This is a genomic window from Desulfosporomusa polytropa, assembly GCF_055380075.1.
Map to the genome: position 1 here is coordinate 1,754,489 of NZ_AP042400.1, position 22,852 is coordinate 1,777,340.

Consider the following 22,852-nt stretch of genomic DNA (forward strand, 5'->3'; position numbering starts at 1 on the left):
GAGAAAATTATAACAATACTGATAATGGCTTGTTTTGGGACCTTTTTCCATGCAAAAAAAAATCTAGTCCGCATAATCGCAACGACAATACAGACTAGATGAGAATACAATGTGTAACAAAGATGTCATCTTGGCGTTACATGCTCATTACACAAATATGACAACTTTGTATGCTTATATTGTGAATTAATAAACTTACGGGCTTCCAGCAACCAATGAACTGCCACCTGTTTAGCAGTATTATACTCTGTATACCCTTCATTAATTTTAATTTCTTCACGTTCTTCATCGGGAACTACTGCAAATCCTGAAACATGATATTTTTTTTGGTTGACACTAATTTCCACAAAAATGGCGTCAACCGTGTCTGGATATACAAGATTTGAATATGGCTCATAATACATCGCACATTCAAAATCATCTTCCAACTTCTTGTTTACTTGTTCTACCCAGATACAATGGTTAGCCCAGGCAACAGAACGAATTGGATTTTCAAAAGTATGCAGCGTAGGGATACGGGAAACGGATTCTTTCAAAACATTTGCACCTCTATTTATTAATAATTGTAGCAGTCGACTATCATAATATCAGAAAAAATTACTAAAATCAAAATAGCAAAGACTTAACTTCTTATTTTCGGAGAAGTTAAGCCTTTGCTGAGCTATTTTATCACCATTTTTTTAGTCTACCAGAATTTATAATTAAATTCTGGTGACATAAGAACGACTAAGGCTTCTTCCCGCGTCCTGAGGGACTTGGCACAAGCCAAGTCTTTTCTTATTGGTATAACCATTTTTAAATTCATCCACCAATTTGTGACATTCTTCGAAAAAACTCAGTAGGTTCATCGGTGTTTGTCAGGGTGTGACTTTGTGGCTTTTTGGCAATCGTATGATAAAACAGCTTGGAAATTTCATCATCACTGGCACCATTACGCAGAGCAGTCTTAACATCAATCTCCTGATTAGACAATAGACACGGCTTAAACTTTCCGTCAGCCGTTAAGCGGATCCGGTTGCATACACCACAAAAATGGTCAGAGATTGGGGTAATGAACCCAAATGTTCCTTTGGCCTGTGGCAAATCATAGTATTTTGCTGGACCATTGCCGAAAATATCCAAAGTTGGCGTTAATATTCCTCGTCCGAAACCATTAATCATGGTCTTAATCTCTTCAATACTAGGCCCTGGGGTAGTTTGGCTTTCGCCTATTGGCATGTACTCGATAAATCTGATAGATACCGGTTTATGGTGCACAAAATCAACAAAATAAGCAATATCCTGTTCGGTAATCATATTAGTAAGTACGATATTCAGCTTTACCGGCGTCAGCCCCACCGCCAAAGCGGCGTCAATCCCTTGTAGTGTCTGGGCAAGCTCACCTCTGCGAGTAATTTGGCGAAATCGTTTTGGATTAATAGTATCAAGGCTAATATTGACGCGGGTCAAACCAGCAGCTTTTAACTGCTCAGCCATAGCTGCCAACAGACTGCCGTTCGTCGTCATTGACAAATCGGTGATAGATTGTAATGCGGTAATGTCACGGATAAATTGGACAATACCTTTGCGAACAAGCGGTTCGCCACCAGTCAAACGGATTTTATTAACTCCATGCTTGCTAAGAATTTTTATAATTCGTAGAAATTCTTCATATGATAAAATTTCGTTATGGCTAAGGTGTTTTACGCCCTGTGTCGGCATACAATAAACGCAGCGAAAATTACAACGATCAGTCACAGAAACCCGCAAATATTGGATTTGTCGGTTATAACTATCATTCATAGCAATCACGCCTTTACTAGTTACTTATCTAACAAAATTCTTCATTATACTCAATTAACCTTCCGCTGAAATCAATATTTTCAAATTTTTCTTGTAACAGCAGGTTTTTTATAGTTAAAATGGAAAAATACTATATTAGGGAGGTGTGTTGTGAATACGCTAACATTTTATGGCCATTCTTGTTTTAGTTTAACCCATAAAAATATAATATTACTGTTTGACCCCTATTTCACTGGTAATCCCGTTAATCCAGCTAAAGCGTCGGAAATTCGCTGTAACTACATACTTGTCAGTCATGGGCATAGCGACCATTTGGGCGACACAATTGCAATCGCCAAACATAGCAGTGCCACTGTAATTACCACATCCGAGATTGCTGCACTAGTTGGCCAGCAGGACTGTGTCAATATAAGCATGCATTTAGGCGGTAAACGCAGCTTTGATTTTGGCTATGTCCGAGTCACTCCTGCTTTTCATGGCGCTGGCATTCCGGGAGGGCATGCAGCTGGATTTATTGTTAACTTTTTTGGTAAGAATATCTACTTTGCCGGTGATACCGCTCTCTTTGGCGATATGGCGCTCTTAGGCCGTCTGGAAAAAATCGACTATGCCCTTTTGCCAATTGGTGATAATTACACCATGGGGCCAGAGGATGCCGTTGAAGCAGTAAAAATGCTCAACCCGGCAGCGGTAATCCCAATGCACTATAACACCTGGCCGCTTATCGCCCAATCCCCAGAAGCTTTCAAGAAAAAAGTGGAGGCACTTCATATACCTGTACACATTATGAACCCCGGGCAAAGTATTACATTGTGAAAAAAGCGTCCTTGTCAAAAAAAAAATTCCCTGACAAGGACGCTTTTATTTTACCCTAACAGAAAGTATAACTTTCTTAAGAACAGGATAAGGGCAACATCGGCTTCCGCTTTCGCCAAAGGCTCGGCGCAAGCCGTGTTTTCTTTATAATTTTTTAACCATGGCAATCTCATCACAATTAGGAAACTTAGGACAATTAATACATTCTTTCCACATCTTATGGGGTACGCTCTCTTTTGGTACTTCTTCGAAATCCAATTTGGCAAAAAAACCGGGCTGGTAGGTTAACGCAAACAAGGTTTGGACACCAAGTTCTCTTGCTTCGTCTGTCAATATCTCTACAATTTTACTCCCCACACCGGTCTTTATCTTACTAGGATGAACAGCCAATGCCCGAATCTCGCCCAGTTCATCCCATACCAAATGCAATGCGGCAATACCAACAATTTGTCCGTCGTCTTCTACAGCCAAAATAAATTCCCGCAGACCTTCATACAAAGTATTGCGCGCCCGTGCCAGCATAAGTCCCTGTTCGGCATAGTCATTAATTAATTTAAGAATATCTTCCACATCACTAAATTTAGCTTTTCGAAAAATCATATTCATTCCCCCAACATCTGTATTATTATACATCTAATATAATATTTATACAATATTATATTAGATTAAAATTTTACTACTCGGGCATAGATGACTAAGTGGACAAACACTACAGGTCGGGTTAGTTGCTTTACAAACCTTGCGACCATGCCAGATTAACCAATGATGGGCATCGCTCCAATTTTCCTTGGGTATCGTCCGCATTAGTCCCTGTTCTACCGCAAGCGGCGTCTCACCAATTGCCAGTTTCAGACGATTGGCCACGCGAAATACATGGGTATCGACAGCAATTGCCGGAACGCCAAATAATTGACTTACTACGACATTAGCCGTTTTGCGGCCAACCCCTGGTAATTTAATTAGTTCATCAAACGTATCCGGAATTTGTCCATCATATTCCCGGCACAAAACTTCACAAGTAGCTAGAATATTTTTCGCTTTACTGCGAAAAAGACCACAATCCCGAATTTCTTTCTCCAAGTTGGTCTGGCCAAGTTCCAGAATTTTTTCTGGCGTATTGTGATGGGGAAACATTCGCGCGGTTATGATGTTCACTCTAGTATCAGTGCATTGTGCGGATAGAATTACAGCAATCAAAAGTTCGAATGGCGTTGAATATTGCAGTGCGGTGGTAGCATTTTTATAATGTTGTTCCAATAATTCTAGCATTTGCTGCTTAATGGCCTTAGTAATACGCACAGCTACACCTCAATTCTGAAAAATTATTGCGTTAATGTAAAGTATATAAGTAAATAACAGCTGCGTCAATTTGTTTCCGGTATCACCTTACCCAACACTGAAAGGCGCTAGCTTTCTTGTCGAGTTCATTACCAGTACGCACTTGTATCGTTTTTATACTATACTAATTACAACAACATTAATTTCTCTTCATATTGCAAAACAACTTGACATCGCTTTATCATCTGCTATAATGAATACATAATTTAAAAAAATTAGATATTAGGTGATTTTATTATGAAAAACAATATTAATTTATATACAAAACAATACTTTTTCTTTTTTGCTTGGGCCAACTTCTTTGGCGCAGGCCTTTTTCGATGGAACAACTTAATACGGCAATTTGCCTATGAGTCCTTAACAACAATCTAAAGCTGCGAAAGCAAAACCTAAGGCTCATTGAGTCTTAGGTTTTTTTATTTTCCAGAGGGAGAGGTTAACCTTTCCCTGGATTGAACGACTAAGACTTCTGCCAGCGTCCTAACGGACTTGGCACAAGCCAAGTCTTTTCTTATAAACTACAAAATTACAGGAGGCGCTATTTATGATTATTGTACTAAACGCTTCGGCTGCAGCCGAGCAAATCGAAAAGCTAAAGCAGGAGTTAGAAAATTACGGTTGCAGTGTTTGGCCTACTTATGGCCAATTCCAGACGATTTTGGGTATTGTAGGCGATACGGGTAAGCTTGACCGCGACTATTTGCTAAGTAAACCGTATGTTGAAAAAGTACTTTCTGTTCAAGAGCCTTACAAAAAGGCCAATCGTACCTTTCATCCCGAAAATACCGTGATTAACGTTGGTTCGCAAACAATTGGCGGCAACCAACTAGCCATTATTGCCGGCCCCTGCTCTGTTGAAAGTCGCGAACAGATTGTCGGTATCGCACATGATGTTAAAGCTGCTGGAGCTGGCTTTCTGCGCGGCGGTGCTTTCAAACCCCGTTCTTCACCGTATAGCTTTCAGGGTATGCAGGAAGAAGGACTTGAGCTGTTAAAACAGGCCAAGCAAGCGACTGGTCTACCAATTGTCACCGAAATTATGTCGATAACTCAATTAGAACAATATCACGAAGATATTGATGTAATTCAAATCGGTGCACGTAATATGCAAAATTTTGATCTTTTGAAAGCAGCTGGGCAGCTTACTAAACCCATCCTGCTCAAACGAGGACTAAGCGCCACCATCGAAGAACTTTTAATGTCTGCCGAGTATATTATGGCTGGTGGTAACGAAAATGTAATCTTATGCGAACGCGGCATCCGAACCTTTGAAACCTATACCCGTAATACTCTTGACCTCAGCGCAGTACTGGCCATCAAAAAACTCAGTCACTTGCCAGTCATTGTTGACCCCAGCCACGCAGCTGGACTGTGGTGGATGGTGGAAGCTTTGTCCAAGGCCGCTGTAGCTGTAGGCGCTGATGGGGTCATCATCGAAGTTCACCAAGATCCAAGCAATGCCAAATGCGACGGCCAGCAGTCTATAAAACCAGAGCGGTTTGCCGCACTTATGAACTCCCTGCGGGAAATTGCCCGCATTGATAATCGCACTGTTTAGAAAAACGAGCTAAGTCCCACCCTATAGGACTTAGCTCGTTTTTTGTATATGCCGTAAAGTTAGTGACCTATAAGTCACTATTTAATAACTTCTTGAACCCGTCCAACCGTGCCATCGGTTAACCGAACTTTGATGCCCCGATGATGTACAGCGCTGCTTGTCAAAATATCTTTGACTATCCCTTCAGTTAACTGTCCTGTCCGCTGGTGCGGTTTTTGCACAATTTTCACTTTCGCACCTGGGGTAATATTTTTCCGTTGTGTTCCGTCCATTACTGTATTCTCCTCATTCTTGTTTATTAGTAAAGGCTTTTACCATTTCTTCCTTGTTTTGGCGGCTAAGGCGTTTTATCGCATATTCGCGTTTACGGGCCAAGCTCTCTGTAGCGTAGTACTCATAGTATACCAGCGCAACAGGCAGACGGCCGCGGGTATAGCGGGCACCGCTGCCACTATTATGAGCTGCCAGCCTTGTTTCCAGATTGGTCGTCCAACCGGTGTAATACGTACTGTCAGCACATTGAACAATATATGTATATGGCATGCATAACTACCTTCCCACTAACCCCTGCGGCGATTGCTGCAAAAATTCTAGTAATGTCTTATCACCGATATACAACTGCTCAATAACTCCATAACCGTCCTTAATACGAACAACTGCTACGCTTGTTTGTTTACCTGCACTTTCGCGATAAGCAGCTTCAGCCGCAGGTGCCAGTTCTTCAGGTAAATAATAACGCGTAAATGGCAAGCTGACATGTACCATATTTTGCCCATTGCCATAAGCTTTAGCTTTCACATAGTAACCTGTTTCCGGACAAGTTGTACTCACTCCGCTGATATAGGCTTTACCCTCCATATTCTCATCAATACTAGCATATACCATCTGTCCTGCATTCAAGTCGGTATTATCGTTAATCGGAGCGCTATTTTCCTTAAACCGCAGTTCAACATACCGGCCCTTAAAGGCATCATAAGGATCGACCGGAGCCGTTTGCCAGTAAAACTGACGACCGGTCTGCAATACGTCCTCCCAGCGCCAGGCCATATAGAGCGGCATAGCTACCTGAAGCACAGCGACAGTAATAAATAAGCCAAACAGCCATTTTTTATTTTTCATTCTGCCACCCCGCTTTGCGGCGCAGTAAAACGATATTAGCCGCAAGAAAACCTAGACCTACTAAGACAAATACTATGCCGCGCACGACAAAGCTTACATCAATATCAAAAAAACGGGCAACAATTAGCGCTACAATCGTCATCATACCCAGATTTACAACGCCAATGCGTTGGTTACGCACTCCGTTGGTTATAATACTAACACTTAGCCATAGCATGTAACCATTTAAAATAATAGTTGCGCCAGTACCACTGATATCATAAAACAGAACTAAATAGGAGGCACTGATTACACCAGGTATCAGCAAAAAAGGCCTGATACCCTGCGCGCTTCGGTTGCGTAACAACATATTACCAACAATCACCAAGCTCAATAGCACAGCTGTCAGCCCATAAGCCAGCAGAGGTTCGGCGCGCCAGCCTGACGCCAAATGGCTCCAGACATCCTTAAAGGTTAGGATAAAGGTTAATCCGATACTCCCTGTTAGGCCTACCGTTTTAAACGGCAGGCGCCAGCTCGATTCTTCCTGATTAAACCATAATACACCAATCAGATAGGTTATGGCAAATAGCGCACTATATATGAGCAGCCCTAGTCGGTCCAGATAATTCGAGAATGCTGTTCCAAAAGCAAAATAAAAACAGATAGTTATAACCCAGGATAAAATGCCTGTAGTATTGGTTTGACGGCTATTCGCAAGCAGGTCTCGATAATAGGGCAATGCCAAACCGAATAATACCCAAATAAATTGCTTGCTTAGACCATAATGGCCGCCACTCCAAACAGTTATTCCTACAAAATACAGTACTGCTACTGCTGCGGAATTCATCAGATACAGCAAAGGCAATGATAATAACATCCAGCTGAGCAGAAAAGCATCCGTATCTTCCACTAGGTGGTAGGTCTGCCCCACCAATGTCAGAGAGGCGCCGACCATCAACATAAGCAAAGTTGCCGCCGCCTCGCGCCATACCAAACTGCTTTGTCTAAACCACAGCACACTGCCTGCAATAATTTGCGCAGTTACAAGTAGCCCGACCGCGATCATAAGACGGTGCAGCCTAGTTAGTTGCGCCCAATTATGGGCTAAAATCAGAACAATCCCAAGACCTATCAAGAGAGCACCAATTACGCCAAAGATCAATAGAACGGTTCTGGTACCGGTGTTGTCAGTTGCAGCCCCATAATGTTCTTTTAATTTATCCGCGCTTTCTGGCGGAATAACGCCTTTAGCAACAAGTTCCGGCAATTGCTGGTATAGCCATATTACTGCTTTTTTGTTCATCGGCAGTTCTCCTAATTAATAGAATTAAAGCTTTCGCGATAGGGTACTTCTACGCTTTGCCTGTCTCGCCAAAATGCTTACATAATACTGCCTTAATAGCGGCATAGCTTACAGCATCAGGCAAGGCCTCTTTGAGTGGCCGTAATTGGCCTGCGCCAATTTGTTTTATCGTTGTAATAATAAGCTCTTCATACTGGCTGGGGATAAGCCGGTCCCAATCAATAGCATGCCCCTCCTGCGCACAACGTACCAGATGATTTTGCACCGTGTTAACCGTTAATTCACGTGTCGCAGCAATATCTTCCAGGGTAATGCCTTGCCGGTACATAGTTAAGGTTAGTACATGACTAGGCTCAGAATCGGCTTTGCTGCTGCTCTTTTTACCTGCCGTCTTTTTAGTCGGTGCTGGAACGGCAGCCATATCTGTGCTGCTTGCTGCAGCTGGGTTTTCTGCTAAATAGGTAGTGATAACCTCCAGAAACTCGCCGCCATATTTTTGCAGCTTAAGCTCGCCGACCCCCTTGATTTGGCGCATAACAGTAAGTTCGGTTGGTCGCTGCTGGCTCATCTCCCGCAAAGTCGTGTCAGCAAACACAACAAAGGGCGGTATATTTTCCCGCTCAGAAATGCGTTTACGACACTGGCGCAGCAGTTCAAACAGAGAATCATCCTGAACAGGCTGTCGTTCAGTAAATACTTTTTGCCAGACTCTAGCCTCACTGCGTAGCACAGAAAATGCTTCTGGTGCTAATTTTACTACTGGATATTCACTCTCAGTCAAGCGCAAATATCCGGTGGCAAGCAATCGCTGCACCATGGTTTTAATATCCTGCACAGTACGCTGCGCCATCAAACCATAGGTCGGCAACTGGTCAAAGCCCAGTTGCTGGACTTTTTTATTTTTTGAGCCTTTTAGCACATCAGCAATAACTGTAATACCGAACCGCTCCTTCATACGATAGATGCAGGAAAAAACCTTCTGTGCATCTATCGTGATATCCACCTGTTCGCCATCAGCCATGCAGTTACCACAATTGCCACAACCTGAGTTTGTTGCCGGTTCACCAAAATAATTTAATATATATTGCCGCAAGCAGTCAGGAGTGTGACAATAATCCACCATCTCCTGCAATTTCTTAAGTTCATGCTGTTTGCGCTCCGGATGCTCAACAGATTTATCAATCAAAAAACGCTGCAACAGGGGATCTTGTGGCCCAAACAACAAGATACATTCTCCTGGTGCACCATCCCGGCCGCTGCGGCCCGCCTCTTGATAGTAAGACTCCATATTCTTGGGCATATTATAATGCACCACATACCGCACATTGGATTTATCAATCCCCATGCCGAAGGCGTTGGTAGCCACCATAACCCGAATGTCATCATACAGGAATTGTTCCTGCTGGGACATACGTTCTTGATCACTTAACCCGGCATGATACCGCCCGGCAGCACATCCCTTTTTTCTAAGTAATTCATAAAGACTGTCCACTTCTTTGCGGGTAGCCGCATAAATAATACCGGCTTGATTAGCATTTGTCTTAATATATTTTAAAACAAACTGCTGCTTGTTTTCGCCGCGTAGGACAGAAAATGAGAGATTAGGACGATCAAAGCCAGTTATATGGACTTGCGGCCACTGCAATGCAAGCAGGTTCTCAATATCATTCTTAACCTCAGGAGTAGCAGTGGCAGTAAACGCGCCAATAACTGGCCGTTCAGGCAAACTAGCAATAAACGTACCCACATTTCGATAGCTTGGACGAAAATCATGACCCCATTGCGAAACACAATGGGCTTCATCAACAGCCAACATGCTTATTTTAAGTTCGCCCACCACCGCCTGAAACCAATCGGCTATCAGGCGTTCAGGTGCCACATAGACTAGTTTGTAATGACCGGCGCGCATATGTTGCAGCCGCCGACCAGCTTCTTGGCCTGTAAGGGAACTATTAATAAAAGTAGCCGGTATCCCCTGCCCAGCTAGCGCGTCCACCTGATCCTTCATGAGCGAAATAAGCGGTGAAACCACGATGGTAACACCAGGCAACAGCATCGCCGGAATCTGAAAACACAACGATTTACCTGCCCCTGTCGGCATAATGGCTACTGTATCCTTGCCGCCAAGCAGACTACCAATGACCTTAGCCTGTCCTGGCCGGAATTCGTCATAACCATAATATTTTTTTAATATTTCCCGCGCCTTTGTCAACATTATATCTATCTCCAATTTCTAAATTGCTAGCTCTTAACTCCAACTACCCCATACTTCTGGACAATACCCCACTGTGGACTTGGCGCCATTGCGTACTATCGGCGTCCGCAATAGCAGCGGATGCTCTAGCAGTACCTCTTCCACGTTATGGACCAGGTATTTTAAATTGCGTTTAGCATATTCCTTACCTGTTTTATCAATCAGATTTTCCAGCCCGCCAACTGCCGCCCGAACTTTATCCAGTTCGCCCTTGCTTAAGCCCCGGATCGTTAAATCAATAAACTGAAACGCTATCTTGCGTTCTTTAAAATATCTTTCGGCTTTTTTTGTATCCTGGCATTTTTTCGTACCCACTATCTGTATGTTCATAGCCTATAGACTAGCTCCTTTGATCCTTAATTACTAAATTCTGCCACCAATTCATTAAGATAGGTCCAGCGGTCAAGCAATTCATCAAGCCTACTTTCCAACTGCTGCTGCCTATTAGTAAGTTCTTGCAGCAGGGTAAAGTCGCTGCCTGCAGTATTAATGGCTGCCGCAACCTGGGCAAGCTCCTGTTCAACGCTAGCGATTACCTCTTCAATCTGGTCATATTCCCGCTGCTCTTTAAAAGACAGCTTACGAGGCCGTTCTTTTGGCTTATCCTGCACTGTTGGTTTCTTATCTGCTACACCTTTACTTTTGTCAACAGTTTCTGTTTCCTGCACACTGACTTTGTTCTGATAATCAGAGTAATTGCCAGGATATTGCGTAATTTTGCCGTCTCCCTCAAAAACAAATAGTTTTTCAACAAGCCTGTCAAGAAAATACCTGTCATGCGACACTACAATGACTGCACCGGGGAAGTCTTCAAGGTAGTCTTCCAAAATGCCTAAGGTCTGTACATCCAAATCATTGGTGGGTTCGTCTAATAAGAGAACATTGGGAGCACTCATGAGAATCCTGAGCAAAAACAAACGGCGCTTTTCCCCGCCTGACAGCTTGGCAATCGGTGTCCATTGCAAGCTAGGCGGAAAAAGAAAGCGTTCTAAAAGCTGTCCGGCACTAATCGTACCGCCATCAGCAGTCGGTAAAAAATGAGCTTCTTCTTTAATATATTCAATAACCCGCAAATCTTGGTTCATTTCACTGCTTTCCTGAGAAAAATAACCGATTTTCACAGTCTGACCAACCGCAACCTGTCCGCTGTCAGCAGTCAGCTTCCCGGTAATCAAGTTGAGCAAAGTCGATTTTCCGCTGCCATTTGGACCGATAATGCCTACTCGGTCATTTTTGAGTACAATATAATTAAAATCCTGAATTAGCATTTTTCCATCAAACGCTCGGGTAACATGCTCTAGTTCAATAATTTTTCGGCCCAGCCGACTGGCACCCACAGCAATATCCAATTGGCCGCTTGCTGCTTCAGGTGTCTGAGCACTGAGCTCCTCAAACCGCTCAATTCTAGCTTTTTGCTTGGTACTGCGGGCTTGTGCACCTCGCCGTATCCAGGCCAGCTCATTTCTTAGGATATTCTGGCGTTTACATTCACTGGCTTCCTGTTGCTCTTCCCGTTCAGCCTTGGACTCTAGAAACTGGCTGTAATTCCCAATATAAGTATACAGGTTACCTTTATCCAGTTCGATGATACGGTTTGTCACTCTGTCCAGAAAGTATCTGTCATGAGTAATCATCAGCAGTGCACCCTTGCGTTTTGCCAGGTATTGTTCCAACCACGCTACCGTCTGATTATCAATATGGTTAGTAGGTTCATCAAGGATTAAGAGGTCAGCAGGGTTAATAAGCGCACTTGCTAACGCGATTCGTTTGCGTTGTCCACCGGATAAGGTGCTGATAATCGCCAAAAAATCAACAATTCCAAGTTTAGTAAGAATTATTTTAGCATCACTTTCCAATTGCCAGGCATTTTGTGCGTCCATTTGTTGGGTCAATATAATGAGCCGCTTTTGACACGCCTCATCCGTTGGATGCTGCTGTGCTTGCAGTAAAACCTGTTCGTATTCTCTTAACACCTGCATCACTGGCGAATGGCCTTTGAAAACCTGTTCCAGCACAGTAGCGTTAGCATCAAATTCGGGATTTTGCGGTAAATATTCGATTTGTACGCTATTACCTGTCGTTATTTTACCAGAATCGGCTGTATCCACGCCGGCAATAACCTTCAAAAAGGTTGATTTACCTGTGCCATTGACGCCAATCAAACCAATTTTATCGCTTTCGTCAACGCCAAAGGTAACCTGCCTAAATAAGATTTTCTCGCCGTAACTTTTTGTTACATTTTCTAGAGATAGTAAGTTCATGTTCTAGTCCTTTTCATCCATTTTTCTTCATTTTAACACAAATATCCGATTTATTGAAGAAATACTCTTTACTTTCATGGAAAATAGTAGTATATTAGATTTTTATCCATACCGTATACCCTTAGTTTAGCTTGCGCAAACTGAATTTACAGATATTCATAGAAAAAGAAAGGTGTTTTAATGATGGCAACTAATTTCTCAGCTTTAGGTATTCGCCCTGAGCTGACTCAATTTTTAAAACAATCTGGCATTACCCAGCCTACCCCGGTTCAGATACAGACCATTCCGGCGGTACTGGCAGGCAAAGATGTCATTGCTCAGTCGCAGACAGGCACCGGCAAGACGCTGGCGTTTTTACTGCCTATTTTAGAAAAAATAAGAAACTCGGCCCCGCATGTACAAGCCTTAATTGTCACCCCTACTAGGGAATTAACAATGCAAATCAGGGATGAAGCCGTAAAACTGGCAAATGTGCTAAATATTAACGTGTTAGCCGTATATGGCGGTCAAGATGTAGATGAACAAATACGCAAATTACGTGGCCAACCACATCTTGTTATCGGTACTCCCGGCCGCTTGCTCGACCATGTACGCCGCAAGACGCTAGTGCTTTCAGGAGTCTCCAAACTGGTACTAGATGAAGCTGATCAAATGCTCCATATGGGATTTTTAGATGAAGTTGAAGAGGTTGTTCAGTTGACTTCAGCGAAACGGCAAACCCTGCTGTTTTCGGCCACCATGCCGCCAAAAGTGCGTTCGTTAGCGGCGCGGTATATGACCAAACCGGCTGATATCCGCATCCAGACTCAGAATATAACCTTAGATGAAATCAAGCAAGTTATGATTGAATTACCTGAAGCCGGTAAGCTTGACAAGCTCTGCAGCATGATTGACGAATACCAGCCCTATCTGGCCATTATCTTCTGCCATACCAAGGAACGGGCCAAAGCCCTCAATGTCGCTCTTATTCAACGTGGTTACAAAGTAGACGAACTGCATGGCGACTTGTCCCAAGCCAAACGCGCTCAGGTTATGAAACGCTTTAGTGAGGCCAAGCTTCAACTCTTGGTTGCCACTGATATTGCCGCCCGCGGCCTGGATATTGAAGGTGTTACTCACATATTCAGTTATGATATACCACATGACACGGAAAGTTATATCCACCGCATTGGCCGAACCGGCCGGGCTGGTGAAACCGGAACAGCCATCACCTTCATTGTACCTGGTGAACATATGTATTTGCGTTTAATTGAACAAGGTATTGGTTCAACGATTGAGAAATATAAGGCCAATGGGCAAAAAGTAATTAAACAGGCCACTAAAAAAACAAGCCCTTCTGCGCCTAGAAAATTTGCAGACAAACCTGCAACTGATAAAAAGACTGCTGATAAAAAAGCAGACAGTCATGGCGGCAATAATTTAAGAAGCCGCCGCAAACCGAAAGTTGCCAGCACAAAAACCTATGGTGCCAAACGAAAAATATCCAAGGGCAAGGCGTAATTAGCCTTGCCCTTGTTTTTTTGCTGGCGGTACCGGCATATCCGGTTTATCATCTTTGTCATTATATGAAGCCCGGCAGGCCGGATAGCGGGAACAGCCCCAAAACTTGCCATGCTTGCCATTTTTGAGTTGAAGCACGCCCTTGCGGCAGCGCGGACAATGGTGTTCGCCCTTGAGTGGAATATTGGCCCCCTTGGCCTTTGTACAAAGGCTGGCCGTAAATCGCGTTTGCTGCAGCAGAAAAGTATCCAGGCTGGCATTGCCTTCAGCCATTTGATGCAAAATATCCTCCCATAAAGCAGTAAAGTCAGGGTAGGTAATTTCTTCCGGCAGGATATCAACAAGCAAATACGCCGGTTCTGTGGGTTTAAGATATTTTCTTTTCGTTTCTTCCTGCAAAAAGCCGCGGTCAATCAGTTCTTTAATAATAGTAGCGCGGGTAGCCTCGGTGCCAATGCCGGCCACATCTTTGAGCTGCTTTTTCAAGTCAGGATTTTTTACATATTTATGTATTTCTTTCATGGCAGCCAACAGCGTAGCTGCCGTAAACCGACCTGGTGGTTTTGTTGATTTTTTCTCAGCTGAAGCCCGAATAAATAAAGGCTGGTCGCCTTTTGTCATGGATGGCAGCATTGTACTGTCATCCTCTTTTTTTTCTTCGGTATCGGCGCTATAAATTTCTTTCCAGCCCAATTCCTTAACAATGCGTCCATTGGCAATGAAGGTTTCACCGGCATGTTCCAGTTCAGCCCGCGTCTGGTCATAAACATGCACCGGATAAAATTGCGCAATATAGGTCTGAGCAATAAGGAAGTAAATATTTCTTTCGGTTTCGTTCAAACTGGCAAAATTGCATCGTTCCACAGTAGGTATGATGGCATGGTGAGCGGTGATTTTCTTGTCATTCCAGGCACGACTGTTAATAGTGATATCGGCTTTCGCCGCCCAGCCTGCCAGTTCGCTATTGGCAATCCGGCCTAAATTGCCAATAATTGCACCAGCATCTTCGTGCTGAGACTCAGGCAAAAATTCGCAGTCAGAACGCGGGTAGGTAGTCAGCTTGCGCTCATATAGCTTTTGGGCCGTATCTAATACCACCTGCGGATCATAACCAAACTTTTTACCAGCCATAACCTGCAGAGTTGAAAGTGCTAGCGGCAGGCGCTGCTGCTCCTTTTTTTCCGTTGTTTCGCAGGAAATTACCGTCGCTGGCTCCTTAGCCGACTTCAGACTTGCCAGCAAGTCTTTGGCAATAGTTTTATCAGCCAGCCGGCCTTCCGTATCAAGACCTGGTTGTTCCTCATGCGGTTTCCAATAGGCGGTAAAAACCGTGGTATCATGCTCGAAATCAGCTTTAACAGTAAAATATTCCACTTGGTTGAAGCCTTCTATTTCTCGCTCTCGACGAACAACAAGGGCCAAAGTTGGGGTCTTAACCCGCCCTACAGGCAAGGTTGTCCGATGCCCTGCCTGCTGAGCTGCTAGCGTGTACGCTCGGGACAGATTCATTCCAATCAGCCAGTCAGCACGGGATCTGGCTAAAGCTGACTGCTTCAGGTCATGAAAATCCTGGTTATCACGCAGGCTAACAATGGCTTTTTTTATACTATGCTCGTCAAGTGCATTTAACAAAATCCGGCGTACCGGCTTTTGATTATTAACATAGTCCAATACTTCATCAATCAGTAACTGTCCTTCCCGGTCAGGGTCACCGGCGTGAACAATTTCTGTTGCCTGGTCGATCAAGCTTTTAACAATTTCAAATTGCTTTTTGCAGGAATCGGCCACCAACAGCTTCCAGCTTTGCGGAATAATCGGCAAATCCTCTACCCGCCATTTTCCGTACTTAGGATCATATTCGTCCGGTTCGGCCTGACGCAGAATGTGGCCATAACCCCAAGTAATTACACCATCGCCAGTAGTAATATAACCATCTTTACGACTTACCGGACCTGGCAAATATTTGGCAATTTCCGCTGCCATGCTGGGTTTTTCGGCAATATATAACTTCACTTAATCACCGGTCCGCGCCAGGCGAGCATGCCACCCTCAATATTTAGTACCTGTTCAAATCCCTTGCTCCGCAGCAGGCTTGTTCCCTGAGCACTTCTTCTGCCACTACGGCAAATAAGTAGCACCTTCTGCTCTTTAGGTATTTCATCTAAACGGCTTTCCAGTTGGTCGAGCGGGATAAGAGGCGCATCAGGAATGTGACCTTCCTGATATTCCTTTAGAGTACGCACGTCAATAATGACAGCTTCTTGGGCCTGCCATAAGGAAAGTGCTTCCTCAGCACTCATACTAACTCCTCCTTGACTGGCATTGACATGATTGCAGCCAGCACTGATAGTCATAATTACTATCAGCAATACTATCAACATTAGTTTATTCATCTTTTTCACTGTTTTCTCCTCGTGACATTTTAACATAGCTATTGGCAACTCTGCCACCAATAAGTGCAAGAGGAATAGTACGAAAAATGTAGAATATCAGATAAAGTAAGTCTTAGCTTCAGATGAGGTTTTACCGCTTCACCTTAATGCTTAGCTTATTGCCTGCTTTTTTAGCCAAAATTTTACCATGGTCTAATTGTTTTGGCAACATTTCTATCTTTAGCTGTTTTTCGTAGTGAGCAATTAATGCAGCCTCCCGTGGTGATACTATGGAAATAGCAATACCACTTTTTCCTGCCCTTCCGGTACGTCCCGTCCGATGCAAATAGATGGCCGGATCTTCCGGTAAGTCTAAATTAATTACAAAATCTACTCCTGGGATATCAAGCCCCCGGGCTGCCAAATCAGAAGCTATCAACAATTGTAGTTTGCCGCTGCGAAACGCCTCCATTGCTCTTTTGCGATCTTCTTTAAGAAAACGGCCATGAATACCAGCTGCAGTTAAGCCATTATAATTGAGCTTGTCCACCGTTAGTTCAACATCATCACTGCGATTAATAAAGACCAGCGCTCTGTCGATGGGAATAGCCCGCACAATTTTGCGTAGTAGCTCGAACTTATCCCGCCGCTCAACTACAAAATAGATATGTTCAATATCTGGCTTATTATCAATCTGATCTTGCGCCGCCAATATTGCAATAGGGTTATTCATAAGTTCTTGCACACGCTCAAGCGCGACCTGTGGAACAGTCGCTGAAAATGCCAAAAGCTGCCTGTCCTTTTGCGTAGTCTTGATGACAGCTTTAACACTGTCGGTATTGTTATCATCAAGCAGTCTATCGACCTCATCAAGCACAATGGTCTTGACAGTCTGGGTGTTTATCTTTTTTTTCTGTACCAATTCGAGAATACGCCCACTCGAACCAGTAATGATATGAGGCTTTTCCTTTAATTTATCAATTTGCCGCATAATATTCACATCACCGATGATGGGGGCAGCCGTTATCGGCAAACCTGTGTTATTTGCCAACAATTCAATCTGCCGCTGAATCTGTATGGCCAATTCATGGGTTGGTGCCAAAATAAACGCTTGTGTCTCACGTTTGGCTGTGTCAATCTTTTGAAAAATGGGTAGAAGATAGGCCAGTGTTTTCCCTGTGCCTGTTGGCGATTGGCCGATAATATCTTTGCCGGCCAATGCTGGCGGTATAACTTCAGCCTGTATTGTTGTAGGTTCAGTGATACCCGCCTTAGTAAGCCCTTGCGCCAGCGGTGCTATCAGACCTAATTGTGCAAAATCTTTCTTCATATAGTATGTATTCGACCTCCCGCTACTTAAATCTGTTAGTATCATGCCCTAATTCAACACCAACTAGTGTAATCCCTTTTCTAACGATTACAACCATTAAAGAATCCAGAGGAGATGAGCATGTATGAGTGACAATCTTTTAAAATTTTACCAATCACTAGGCTTTGAAGAAATCGAATTTGAAGATGGACAAATGGTACTCGGTATTGAGCTTACACCAGAGGGGGCTTACGCCTTACTCACCGACGCGGAAGGCCTTATGCCGAAAAACCCAAACCAGGAAGTCATCTTTGCCTACTATACTCCAGAAGATTCCTATCTCTGGAGCGCCAGCTTCAAAAATTCCACTGTGTTTGAAAAGCTTTGGTCAGAGTCAGCAACTCCTGAAACTAAACTGACAGCCATCATTAATCATCGAGAGACAAATCAAAGGTTTTAGTAAACGATAAAATAGGCCCAAAAAGGCGAGATTGCTTCACGATGTCCGTAATGACCAACAGGCGCTTCCTGTTCCCAGTCATTGCGAGCGACAGCGCGGCAATCTCGCCTCTTATTGTTCCCGCTAACGCTAATTAGTCAGGCTGCGTACAGGAGCTGGGATTCTTCCGCCCCGGGCAATAAAATCGTCTGATTTAAACTTGCTGACAGGCAAAATCGGGCTGTAGCCCAACAATCCACCGAATTCAACAGTATCTCCGACAGCTTTGCCTGGTACGGGAATAATCCGTACAGCCGTTGTCTTGTTATTAATCATGCCAATGGCCGCCTCGTCGGCAATAATGGCTGATATGGTCGCTGCCGAAGTATCTCCAGGAATAGCAATCATATCAAGACCAACAGAGCATACACAGGTCATCGCCTCTAATTTCTCCAAAGACAAGCTGCCACACTCGATAGCGGCAATCATGCCAGCGTCTTCGCTGACTGGGATAAAGGCTCCGCTAAGACCACCTACATGGGAAGAAGCCATCAGGCCGCCTTTTTTAACAGCATCATTTAAAAGTGCTAGGGCTGCCGTTGTACCTGGGGCACCACAACTTTCCAGGCCCATTTCTTCCAGGATATGCGCTACGCTGTCCCCAACCGCCGGTGTCGGCGCCAGCGATAAATCGATAATGCCAAAAGGATAACCAAGCCGCCGTGAGGCTTCCTGGGCCACCAATTGACCAACACGGGTAATTTTAAATGCCGTGCGTTTTATCGTTTCGGCCACAGTGCTAAAATCCCGTCCGCGTACATCTTCCAGTGCCCGTTTAACAACACCAGGGCCACTTACGCCTACATGGATAGTAACCTCAGGCTCACCAACTCCGTGGAAAGCGCCAGCCATAAAGGGGTTGTCCTCAGGCACGTTAGCAAATACCACCAGTTTAGCACAACCGAGTGCATCCCGGTCTTTGGTCCGTTCAGCGGTAAGCTTGATAATCTCGCCCATTTCCCGGACACAGTCCATATTAATACCAGCTTTGGTTGAGGCCAAATTGACTGATGAACATACCCGTTCTGTTACCGCCAACGCCTCGGGAATAGAGCTAATCAGTATGCGGTCCCCGTTGGTATAGCCTTTTTGAACAAGCGCCGTGAAACCGCCAATAAAGTTTACTCCCACTTCCTTGGCCGCAGCATCCAGTGCCTGTGCCACTGCAACATAGCTATCTGTATGGCAGCTTTCGGCAGCAATCGCAATCGGCGTTACCGAAATACGTTTGTTAATAATCGGTATGCCGTATTCAGCTTCGATATCTTCCCCTGTTTTAACTAATTTCTCAGCAGTACGGGTAATCTTGTCATAGATATTCTGACAAAATATTTTAGTATCCGGGTGCCCGCAATCACGCAGACTGATCCCCATAGTGATTGTCCGGATATCAAGCTTATTTTCTTCAATCATACGGTTGGTTTCATTGACGTCCTTCATTGTGAACATGTGTATATTCCTCCAAGCTTAAGACTGAGTAGCGTGGTTATACGCGGTGCATTACATTGAATATATCCTCATGCTGCACTTTAATATCAAGGCCCATGGCAGTGCCCTTTTCGCCTAGCAGTTGGCCTAAATCCTTCAGACTGATAATAGCTTGCGACATATTAACCAGCATGACCATGTTAAAGAAGCCTTCCAGGATATTCTGGTTAATATTAAGAATATTAATATTATTCTCTGCTAAAATGTTACTGATCATGGCAATAATACCGACCCTATCTTGTCCAACAATTGTTATGACAGTTTTCATAGTATCACACTCCAAATTTTGTATTATCTACTTAATGGTATGATAATATTATACTCATTTTTAGGAAAAAGCCAAGTATATGTACAGAAAAAACACCTGTCGCCCATGACAGGTATCAAATTGTTCGTACTTTACTTATAAAATTTTCATCTAGCACCGCGTTTGTGTAGCAAATATTCGTATGCTACCATCGCGGCCTTAGCGCCGTCGCCGGCTGCGATGACAATCTGCTTATCAGGACCGTTGGTCACATCACCAGCAGCAAACAAACCCGGAATATGGGTACGGGTACGACAGTCGGTAACCACTTCCCGGTATTTATTAAAAGTAAGTATTCCCTTACAGAATTCCGAGTTAGGCAATAAACCAATTTCGACAAAAACCCCTTGTACAGCTAACTCAGTTTGTTCTTTTGTTTCATTGTTGATGATAATCAGCGTTTCTACTGCCTGCGCTCCCTTGACTTCAGTTGTCGTATAACCGATGAATTCAATAACCGGCTGCGCAAGTTCTTTGAGCTTTTCAATAACAATAGGCTCGGCAGTATAGTCAGTTAAGGATATAAGATAAACCTTGGCAGCCACACCACTGACTTCGATAGCCGCTTGTAAGGCCGAATTGCCGCCGCCAATAATAGCTACATTTTTATCCGCAAACAGCGGCCCATCACAGGTAGCACAATAACTGACGCCTCTGCCGGTAAATTCCGCCTCCCCTGGCACTTCCAAGCAACGTGGCCGTTTGCCTGAAGCAATAATAACGGCTTGAGCCTGATACTCGCCGCCATCACTTATTACGCTAAAGGTTCCATCTGTATTATGAGCTAAACTAGTAACCTCCTCATATTTTATTTCGATAGGAAACTGTCTTACCTGCTCATCAAATTTTTCCATAAGCTCGGGCCCGGAAATAAATTGATAACCCATATAATTCTCAATGTCCATAGTCCACATCGGCTGACCGCCAAATTCTTTAGTCAGCATGATTGCCTTCAATCTTTTACGCGCCGTGTACACGGCTGCTGTCATGCCAGCGGGGCCTCCACCAATAATAATCAAATCATACAAAGCTATCACCCTCACACTAGTATTTAACTGTATTAGTGAGGACTATATAATGTATAGTCACCGTTTATTGTTCCTATAAAAATTATATGTGAGAGCTTCCTGGTTTGCTACCATTCTCCCGGCAGTGACATCGGCGACAAACAGCGTATGAGTACCAACATCCAGCGTTTTGTCCGGCAATATACTTGCTTCAATATATGCAAGACAATTTTTTAAAATAGCACAGCCATTTTTCCCGGAAACATACTCCACACCCGCAAATTTATCTGTAGTACGTCCCGATTGATAGCCAAACCTCCGGACGGCTTCCACTTGACTGGTGGCTAGTATCGATACTGCAAATACACCGCTATCCATAAGATACTCATGCGTGAGATTATTTTTATTAAGACATATTGATACACGCAAAGGACTGCTTGTTAATTGAAACAGAGTATTACAGCATTGCCCATTACTATTATTATTTTTAATAGAAGTAACAACATATAGGCCGTAGCTTATTTTATCTACAGCCGCGTTAGTCGTATCAAGTCCTGCCGTCTGCACAGCCTCTGCTGTCAGTTCTATAACTTCATCTAGCAATAAAACAAATTGTTCAGCGCCAACGCCGCAGAGGGGACACTTATCAGGCGGTGTATCTCCGGTATGAATATAATCACATACTGTACATTTCCAGCGCTTACCTGTCTGCTTTGACTCAGCCTTGTCTGTGTAGATAGTAAATTCCATCTGACCAACGCCACATACCGGGCATTCAGTTGGCGGCTCTTTCCCCTCATGTATGTATCCGCACACATTACAACGCCATTTATTCATTGGTTTTTCCACCCCTATCTAAAAATTGCGAAAATAATTATCCTTTGCTTGTTATTTTCATTCCATCTTGCGTATTTGTCAATAATTTGTTAGTATTTTTTTAAAGCAATTCAAGAAAGTGGGGAAATAAACTATGATAACGCCTGAGCTACTCGCCAGAATAAATGCTTTGGCCAAAAAAAGCCGTGAAACAGGTCTTACTGACAACGAACGCTCTGAACAAGCTGAGCTTCGCCGCCGTTATCTTGACAATATAAGAACACAGGTAAAAGCGCAGCTTGACTGTATCGAAATTGTCGATCATGATGAAAACTGTAATTGTGGCTGTCATAAACAGCATTAATAGATAACGCCGGAGCTATTGCCTCCGGCGTTATCTATTAAAATATTATTTTATATCTTGAAAAGTTTCACAGTCCGTATCTGCTGTTTTGGAAGCATTAGGGCCGGCTACATGAATGTGTTCGGCGTTGCAATAATTGCCATTATCCCAGAACTTACAGTTATTAACAAAACATTCTACAGCTGGCGTGATTTGTGTACCTTCCATAAAGGCGGCAGACATAGTACCACCAATATTGGCATTATGGAAAGCTCCAACCATGTCACCCATTGTTTTCCGGTGATGAAAAGCCTTGCACAAGGTATCCTGTGGCTTACCTGAAACTCCTTTGCCTTCATCATTATAGACACTAATTTTTGCGGCCATACACTGCTCGCCAGGCATATAGTGGGTACATTGATCAACACTACATTTAACCATAGGATTTGACATATAGTTCACTCCTTTATTTTTTTATAGTATTAATCTGTTTTTCATCTTTTATGCTCATTACATTGTCACAAATGCTACGGCTGACCTAGTATCATATTGACACACCGGACAGTATAGTAGGTGTAAACAATAGTTTTCTGATTGAAAAGGTAAATCTTGCGTATCCATATACGGACTGTAAGGTCCTATATATGCGCTGACAGCACCAACATCAACCAGCGAGGCACCACATTGGGGACACTTTTCTGTAATTAGCTGCAAGACATTACACAGCGGACAAACTTTTTCCATCTGTTCCACCTCATTGCATTAAAATCTTGGTTAGTTTGTGCCTGCCGATTATGA

The 22,852-nt window shown here is 43.6% G+C and carries 25 protein-coding genes; 5 read left to right on the forward strand and 20 right to left on the reverse strand.

All coding sequences use genetic code 11. From position 1 onward, the window contains the following. Positions 1-125: 125 nt before the first annotated feature. On the reverse strand, positions 126-536 hold the full coding sequence (locus ACZ449_RS10045; RefSeq protein ID WP_464260890.1) for a hypothetical protein: 411 nt from the start codon (positions 534-536) through the stop codon (positions 126-128). 265 nt (positions 537-801) lie between these two features. Then, the gene (gene moaA / locus ACZ449_RS10050; RefSeq protein WP_464260891.1) at positions 802-1,782 is read right to left on the reverse strand and encodes a GTP 3',8-cyclase MoaA; all 981 of its coding nucleotides are present in this window, start codon (positions 1,780-1,782) and stop codon (positions 802-804) included. A 150-nt stretch (positions 1,783-1,932) separates the two neighbouring features. Between moaA and ACZ449_RS10055 the strand changes: the two genes are divergently transcribed. After that, positions 1,933-2,598 carry a metal-dependent hydrolase gene (locus ACZ449_RS10055; protein WP_464260892.1) on the forward strand — a complete coding sequence of 222 codons (666 nt, stop codon included), beginning with the start codon at positions 1,933-1,935 and terminating at the stop codon, positions 2,596-2,598. Positions 2,599-2,742: 144 nt separating this feature from the next. Here the strand turns inward: ACZ449_RS10055 and ACZ449_RS10060 are convergent, their stop codons facing one another. Both ACZ449_RS10060 and nth read right to left on the reverse strand, forming a co-directional pair. Next, positions 2,743-3,198, reverse strand: coding sequence for an N-acetyltransferase (locus tag ACZ449_RS10060; RefSeq protein WP_464260893.1), 456 nt, complete (start codon positions 3,196-3,198; stop codon positions 2,743-2,745). 60 nt (positions 3,199-3,258) lie between these two features. Further along, entirely contained in the window at positions 3,259-3,897 is a 639-nt protein-coding gene (gene nth, locus ACZ449_RS10065; RefSeq protein ID WP_464260894.1) for an endonuclease III, read from the reverse strand. Positions 3,898-4,480: 583 nt separating this feature from the next. Between nth and aroF the strand changes: the two genes are divergently transcribed. Then, a complete protein-coding gene (gene aroF / locus ACZ449_RS10070) occupies positions 4,481-5,494 on the forward strand; it encodes a 3-deoxy-7-phosphoheptulonate synthase (RefSeq protein ID WP_464260895.1) in 1,014 nt (337 codons plus the stop codon). Between the two features lie 77 nt (positions 5,495-5,571). Here aroF and ACZ449_RS10075 read toward each other — a convergent pair whose 3' ends face one another. The 7 genes from ACZ449_RS10075 to ACZ449_RS10105 are packed head-to-tail and all read right to left on the reverse strand — an operon-like array spanning position 5,572 to position 12,413. Continuing rightward, on the reverse strand, positions 5,572-5,766 hold the full coding sequence (locus tag ACZ449_RS10075) for a YwbE family protein (protein WP_464260896.1): 195 nt from the start codon (positions 5,764-5,766) through the stop codon (positions 5,572-5,574). Between the two features lie 13 nt (positions 5,767-5,779). Further along, entirely contained in the window at positions 5,780-6,037 is a 258-nt protein-coding gene (locus tag ACZ449_RS10080; protein ID WP_464260897.1) for a GIY-YIG nuclease family protein, read from the reverse strand. 6 nt (positions 6,038-6,043) lie between these two features. After that, positions 6,044-6,613, reverse strand: a complete 570-nt coding sequence (locus tag ACZ449_RS10085; protein WP_464260898.1) for a GDYXXLXY domain-containing protein — start codon at positions 6,611-6,613, stop codon at positions 6,044-6,046. Continuing rightward, positions 6,603-7,898, reverse strand: coding sequence for a DUF2157 domain-containing protein (locus tag ACZ449_RS10090; protein ID WP_464260899.1), 1,296 nt, complete (start codon positions 7,896-7,898; stop codon positions 6,603-6,605). The genes ACZ449_RS10085 and ACZ449_RS10090 overlap by 11 nt, the downstream gene beginning before the upstream one ends. A 49-nt stretch (positions 7,899-7,947) precedes the next feature. Beyond that, positions 7,948-10,113 carry a DNA helicase RecQ gene (gene recQ, locus ACZ449_RS10095; protein ID WP_464260900.1) on the reverse strand — a complete coding sequence of 722 codons (2,166 nt, stop codon included), beginning with the start codon at positions 10,111-10,113 and terminating at the stop codon, positions 7,948-7,950. Positions 10,114-10,146: 33 nt separating this feature from the next. After that, complete coding sequence (locus ACZ449_RS10100; protein WP_464260901.1) at positions 10,147-10,482, reverse strand: arsenate reductase family protein; 336 nt, start codon at positions 10,480-10,482, stop codon at positions 10,147-10,149. A 26-nt stretch (positions 10,483-10,508) separates the two neighbouring features. Beyond that, positions 10,509-12,413, reverse strand: coding sequence for an ABC-F family ATP-binding cassette domain-containing protein (locus ACZ449_RS10105; protein WP_464260902.1), 1,905 nt, complete (start codon positions 12,411-12,413; stop codon positions 10,509-10,511). Positions 12,414-12,596: 183 nt separating this feature from the next. Between ACZ449_RS10105 and ACZ449_RS10110 the strand changes: the two genes are divergently transcribed. Then, on the forward strand, positions 12,597-13,913 hold the full coding sequence (locus ACZ449_RS10110; RefSeq protein WP_464261851.1) for a DEAD/DEAH box helicase: 1,317 nt from the start codon (positions 12,597-12,599) through the stop codon (positions 13,911-13,913). Here ACZ449_RS10110 and ACZ449_RS10115 read toward each other — a convergent pair whose 3' ends face one another. The 3 genes from ACZ449_RS10115 to ACZ449_RS10125 form a co-directional block, all read right to left on the reverse strand. Next, a complete protein-coding gene (locus ACZ449_RS10115) occupies positions 13,914-15,926 on the reverse strand; it encodes a DNA topoisomerase III (RefSeq protein ID WP_464260903.1) in 2,013 nt (670 codons plus the stop codon). Next, positions 15,923-16,306: a rhodanese-like domain-containing protein gene (locus ACZ449_RS10120; RefSeq protein ID WP_464261852.1), complete on the reverse strand. Its 384-nt coding sequence runs from the start codon at positions 16,304-16,306 to the stop codon at positions 15,923-15,925. The genes ACZ449_RS10115 and ACZ449_RS10120 overlap by 4 nt, the downstream gene beginning before the upstream one ends. Before the next feature lie 130 nt (positions 16,307-16,436). After that, the gene (locus ACZ449_RS10125; protein ID WP_464260904.1) at positions 16,437-17,615 is read right to left on the reverse strand and encodes a DEAD/DEAH box helicase; all 1,179 of its coding nucleotides are present in this window, start codon (positions 17,613-17,615) and stop codon (positions 16,437-16,439) included. A 124-nt stretch (positions 17,616-17,739) separates the two neighbouring features. Between ACZ449_RS10125 and ACZ449_RS10130 the strand changes: the two genes are divergently transcribed. Continuing rightward, complete coding sequence (locus tag ACZ449_RS10130; RefSeq protein WP_464260905.1) at positions 17,740-18,054, forward strand: hypothetical protein; 315 nt, start codon at positions 17,740-17,742, stop codon at positions 18,052-18,054. Between the two features lie 129 nt (positions 18,055-18,183). On the opposite strand, the gene ACZ449_RS10135 is transcribed toward ACZ449_RS10130, so the two are convergent. The 4 genes from ACZ449_RS10135 to ACZ449_RS10150 all read right to left on the reverse strand — a co-directional run bounded on the left by ACZ449_RS10135 (position 18,184) and on the right by ACZ449_RS10150 (position 21,732). Continuing rightward, complete coding sequence (locus ACZ449_RS10135; protein WP_464260906.1) at positions 18,184-19,542, reverse strand: DUF711 family protein; 1,359 nt, start codon at positions 19,540-19,542, stop codon at positions 18,184-18,186. A 37-nt stretch (positions 19,543-19,579) separates the two neighbouring features. Further along, a complete protein-coding gene (locus ACZ449_RS10140) occupies positions 19,580-19,849 on the reverse strand; it encodes an ACT domain-containing protein (protein WP_021170211.1) in 270 nt (89 codons plus the stop codon). A gap of 146 nt (positions 19,850-19,995) precedes the next feature. Next, positions 19,996-20,916, reverse strand: coding sequence for an NAD(P)/FAD-dependent oxidoreductase (locus ACZ449_RS10145; RefSeq protein ID WP_464260907.1), 921 nt, complete (start codon positions 20,914-20,916; stop codon positions 19,996-19,998). 57 nt (positions 20,917-20,973) lie between these two features. After that, a complete protein-coding gene (locus ACZ449_RS10150; protein ID WP_464260908.1) occupies positions 20,974-21,732 on the reverse strand; it encodes a flavin reductase in 759 nt (252 codons plus the stop codon). A 133-nt stretch (positions 21,733-21,865) separates the two neighbouring features. On the opposite strand from ACZ449_RS10150, the gene ACZ449_RS10155 reads away from it, so the two are divergent. Then, the gene (locus ACZ449_RS10155) at positions 21,866-22,075 is read left to right on the forward strand and encodes a DUF896 domain-containing protein (RefSeq protein ID WP_464260909.1); all 210 of its coding nucleotides are present in this window, start codon (positions 21,866-21,868) and stop codon (positions 22,073-22,075) included. Between the two features lie 45 nt (positions 22,076-22,120). Here the strand turns inward: ACZ449_RS10155 and ACZ449_RS10160 are convergent, their stop codons facing one another. Together ACZ449_RS10160 and ACZ449_RS10165 are read right to left on the reverse strand one after the other, a co-directional pair. Further along, the gene (locus ACZ449_RS10160; protein ID WP_464260910.1) at positions 22,121-22,507 is read right to left on the reverse strand and encodes a DUF1540 domain-containing protein; all 387 of its coding nucleotides are present in this window, start codon (positions 22,505-22,507) and stop codon (positions 22,121-22,123) included. Positions 22,508-22,564: 57 nt separating this feature from the next. Further along, positions 22,565-22,798: a hypothetical protein gene (locus ACZ449_RS10165; RefSeq protein WP_464260911.1), complete on the reverse strand. Its 234-nt coding sequence runs from the start codon at positions 22,796-22,798 to the stop codon at positions 22,565-22,567. Between the last annotated feature and the right edge of the window lie 54 nt (positions 22,799-22,852).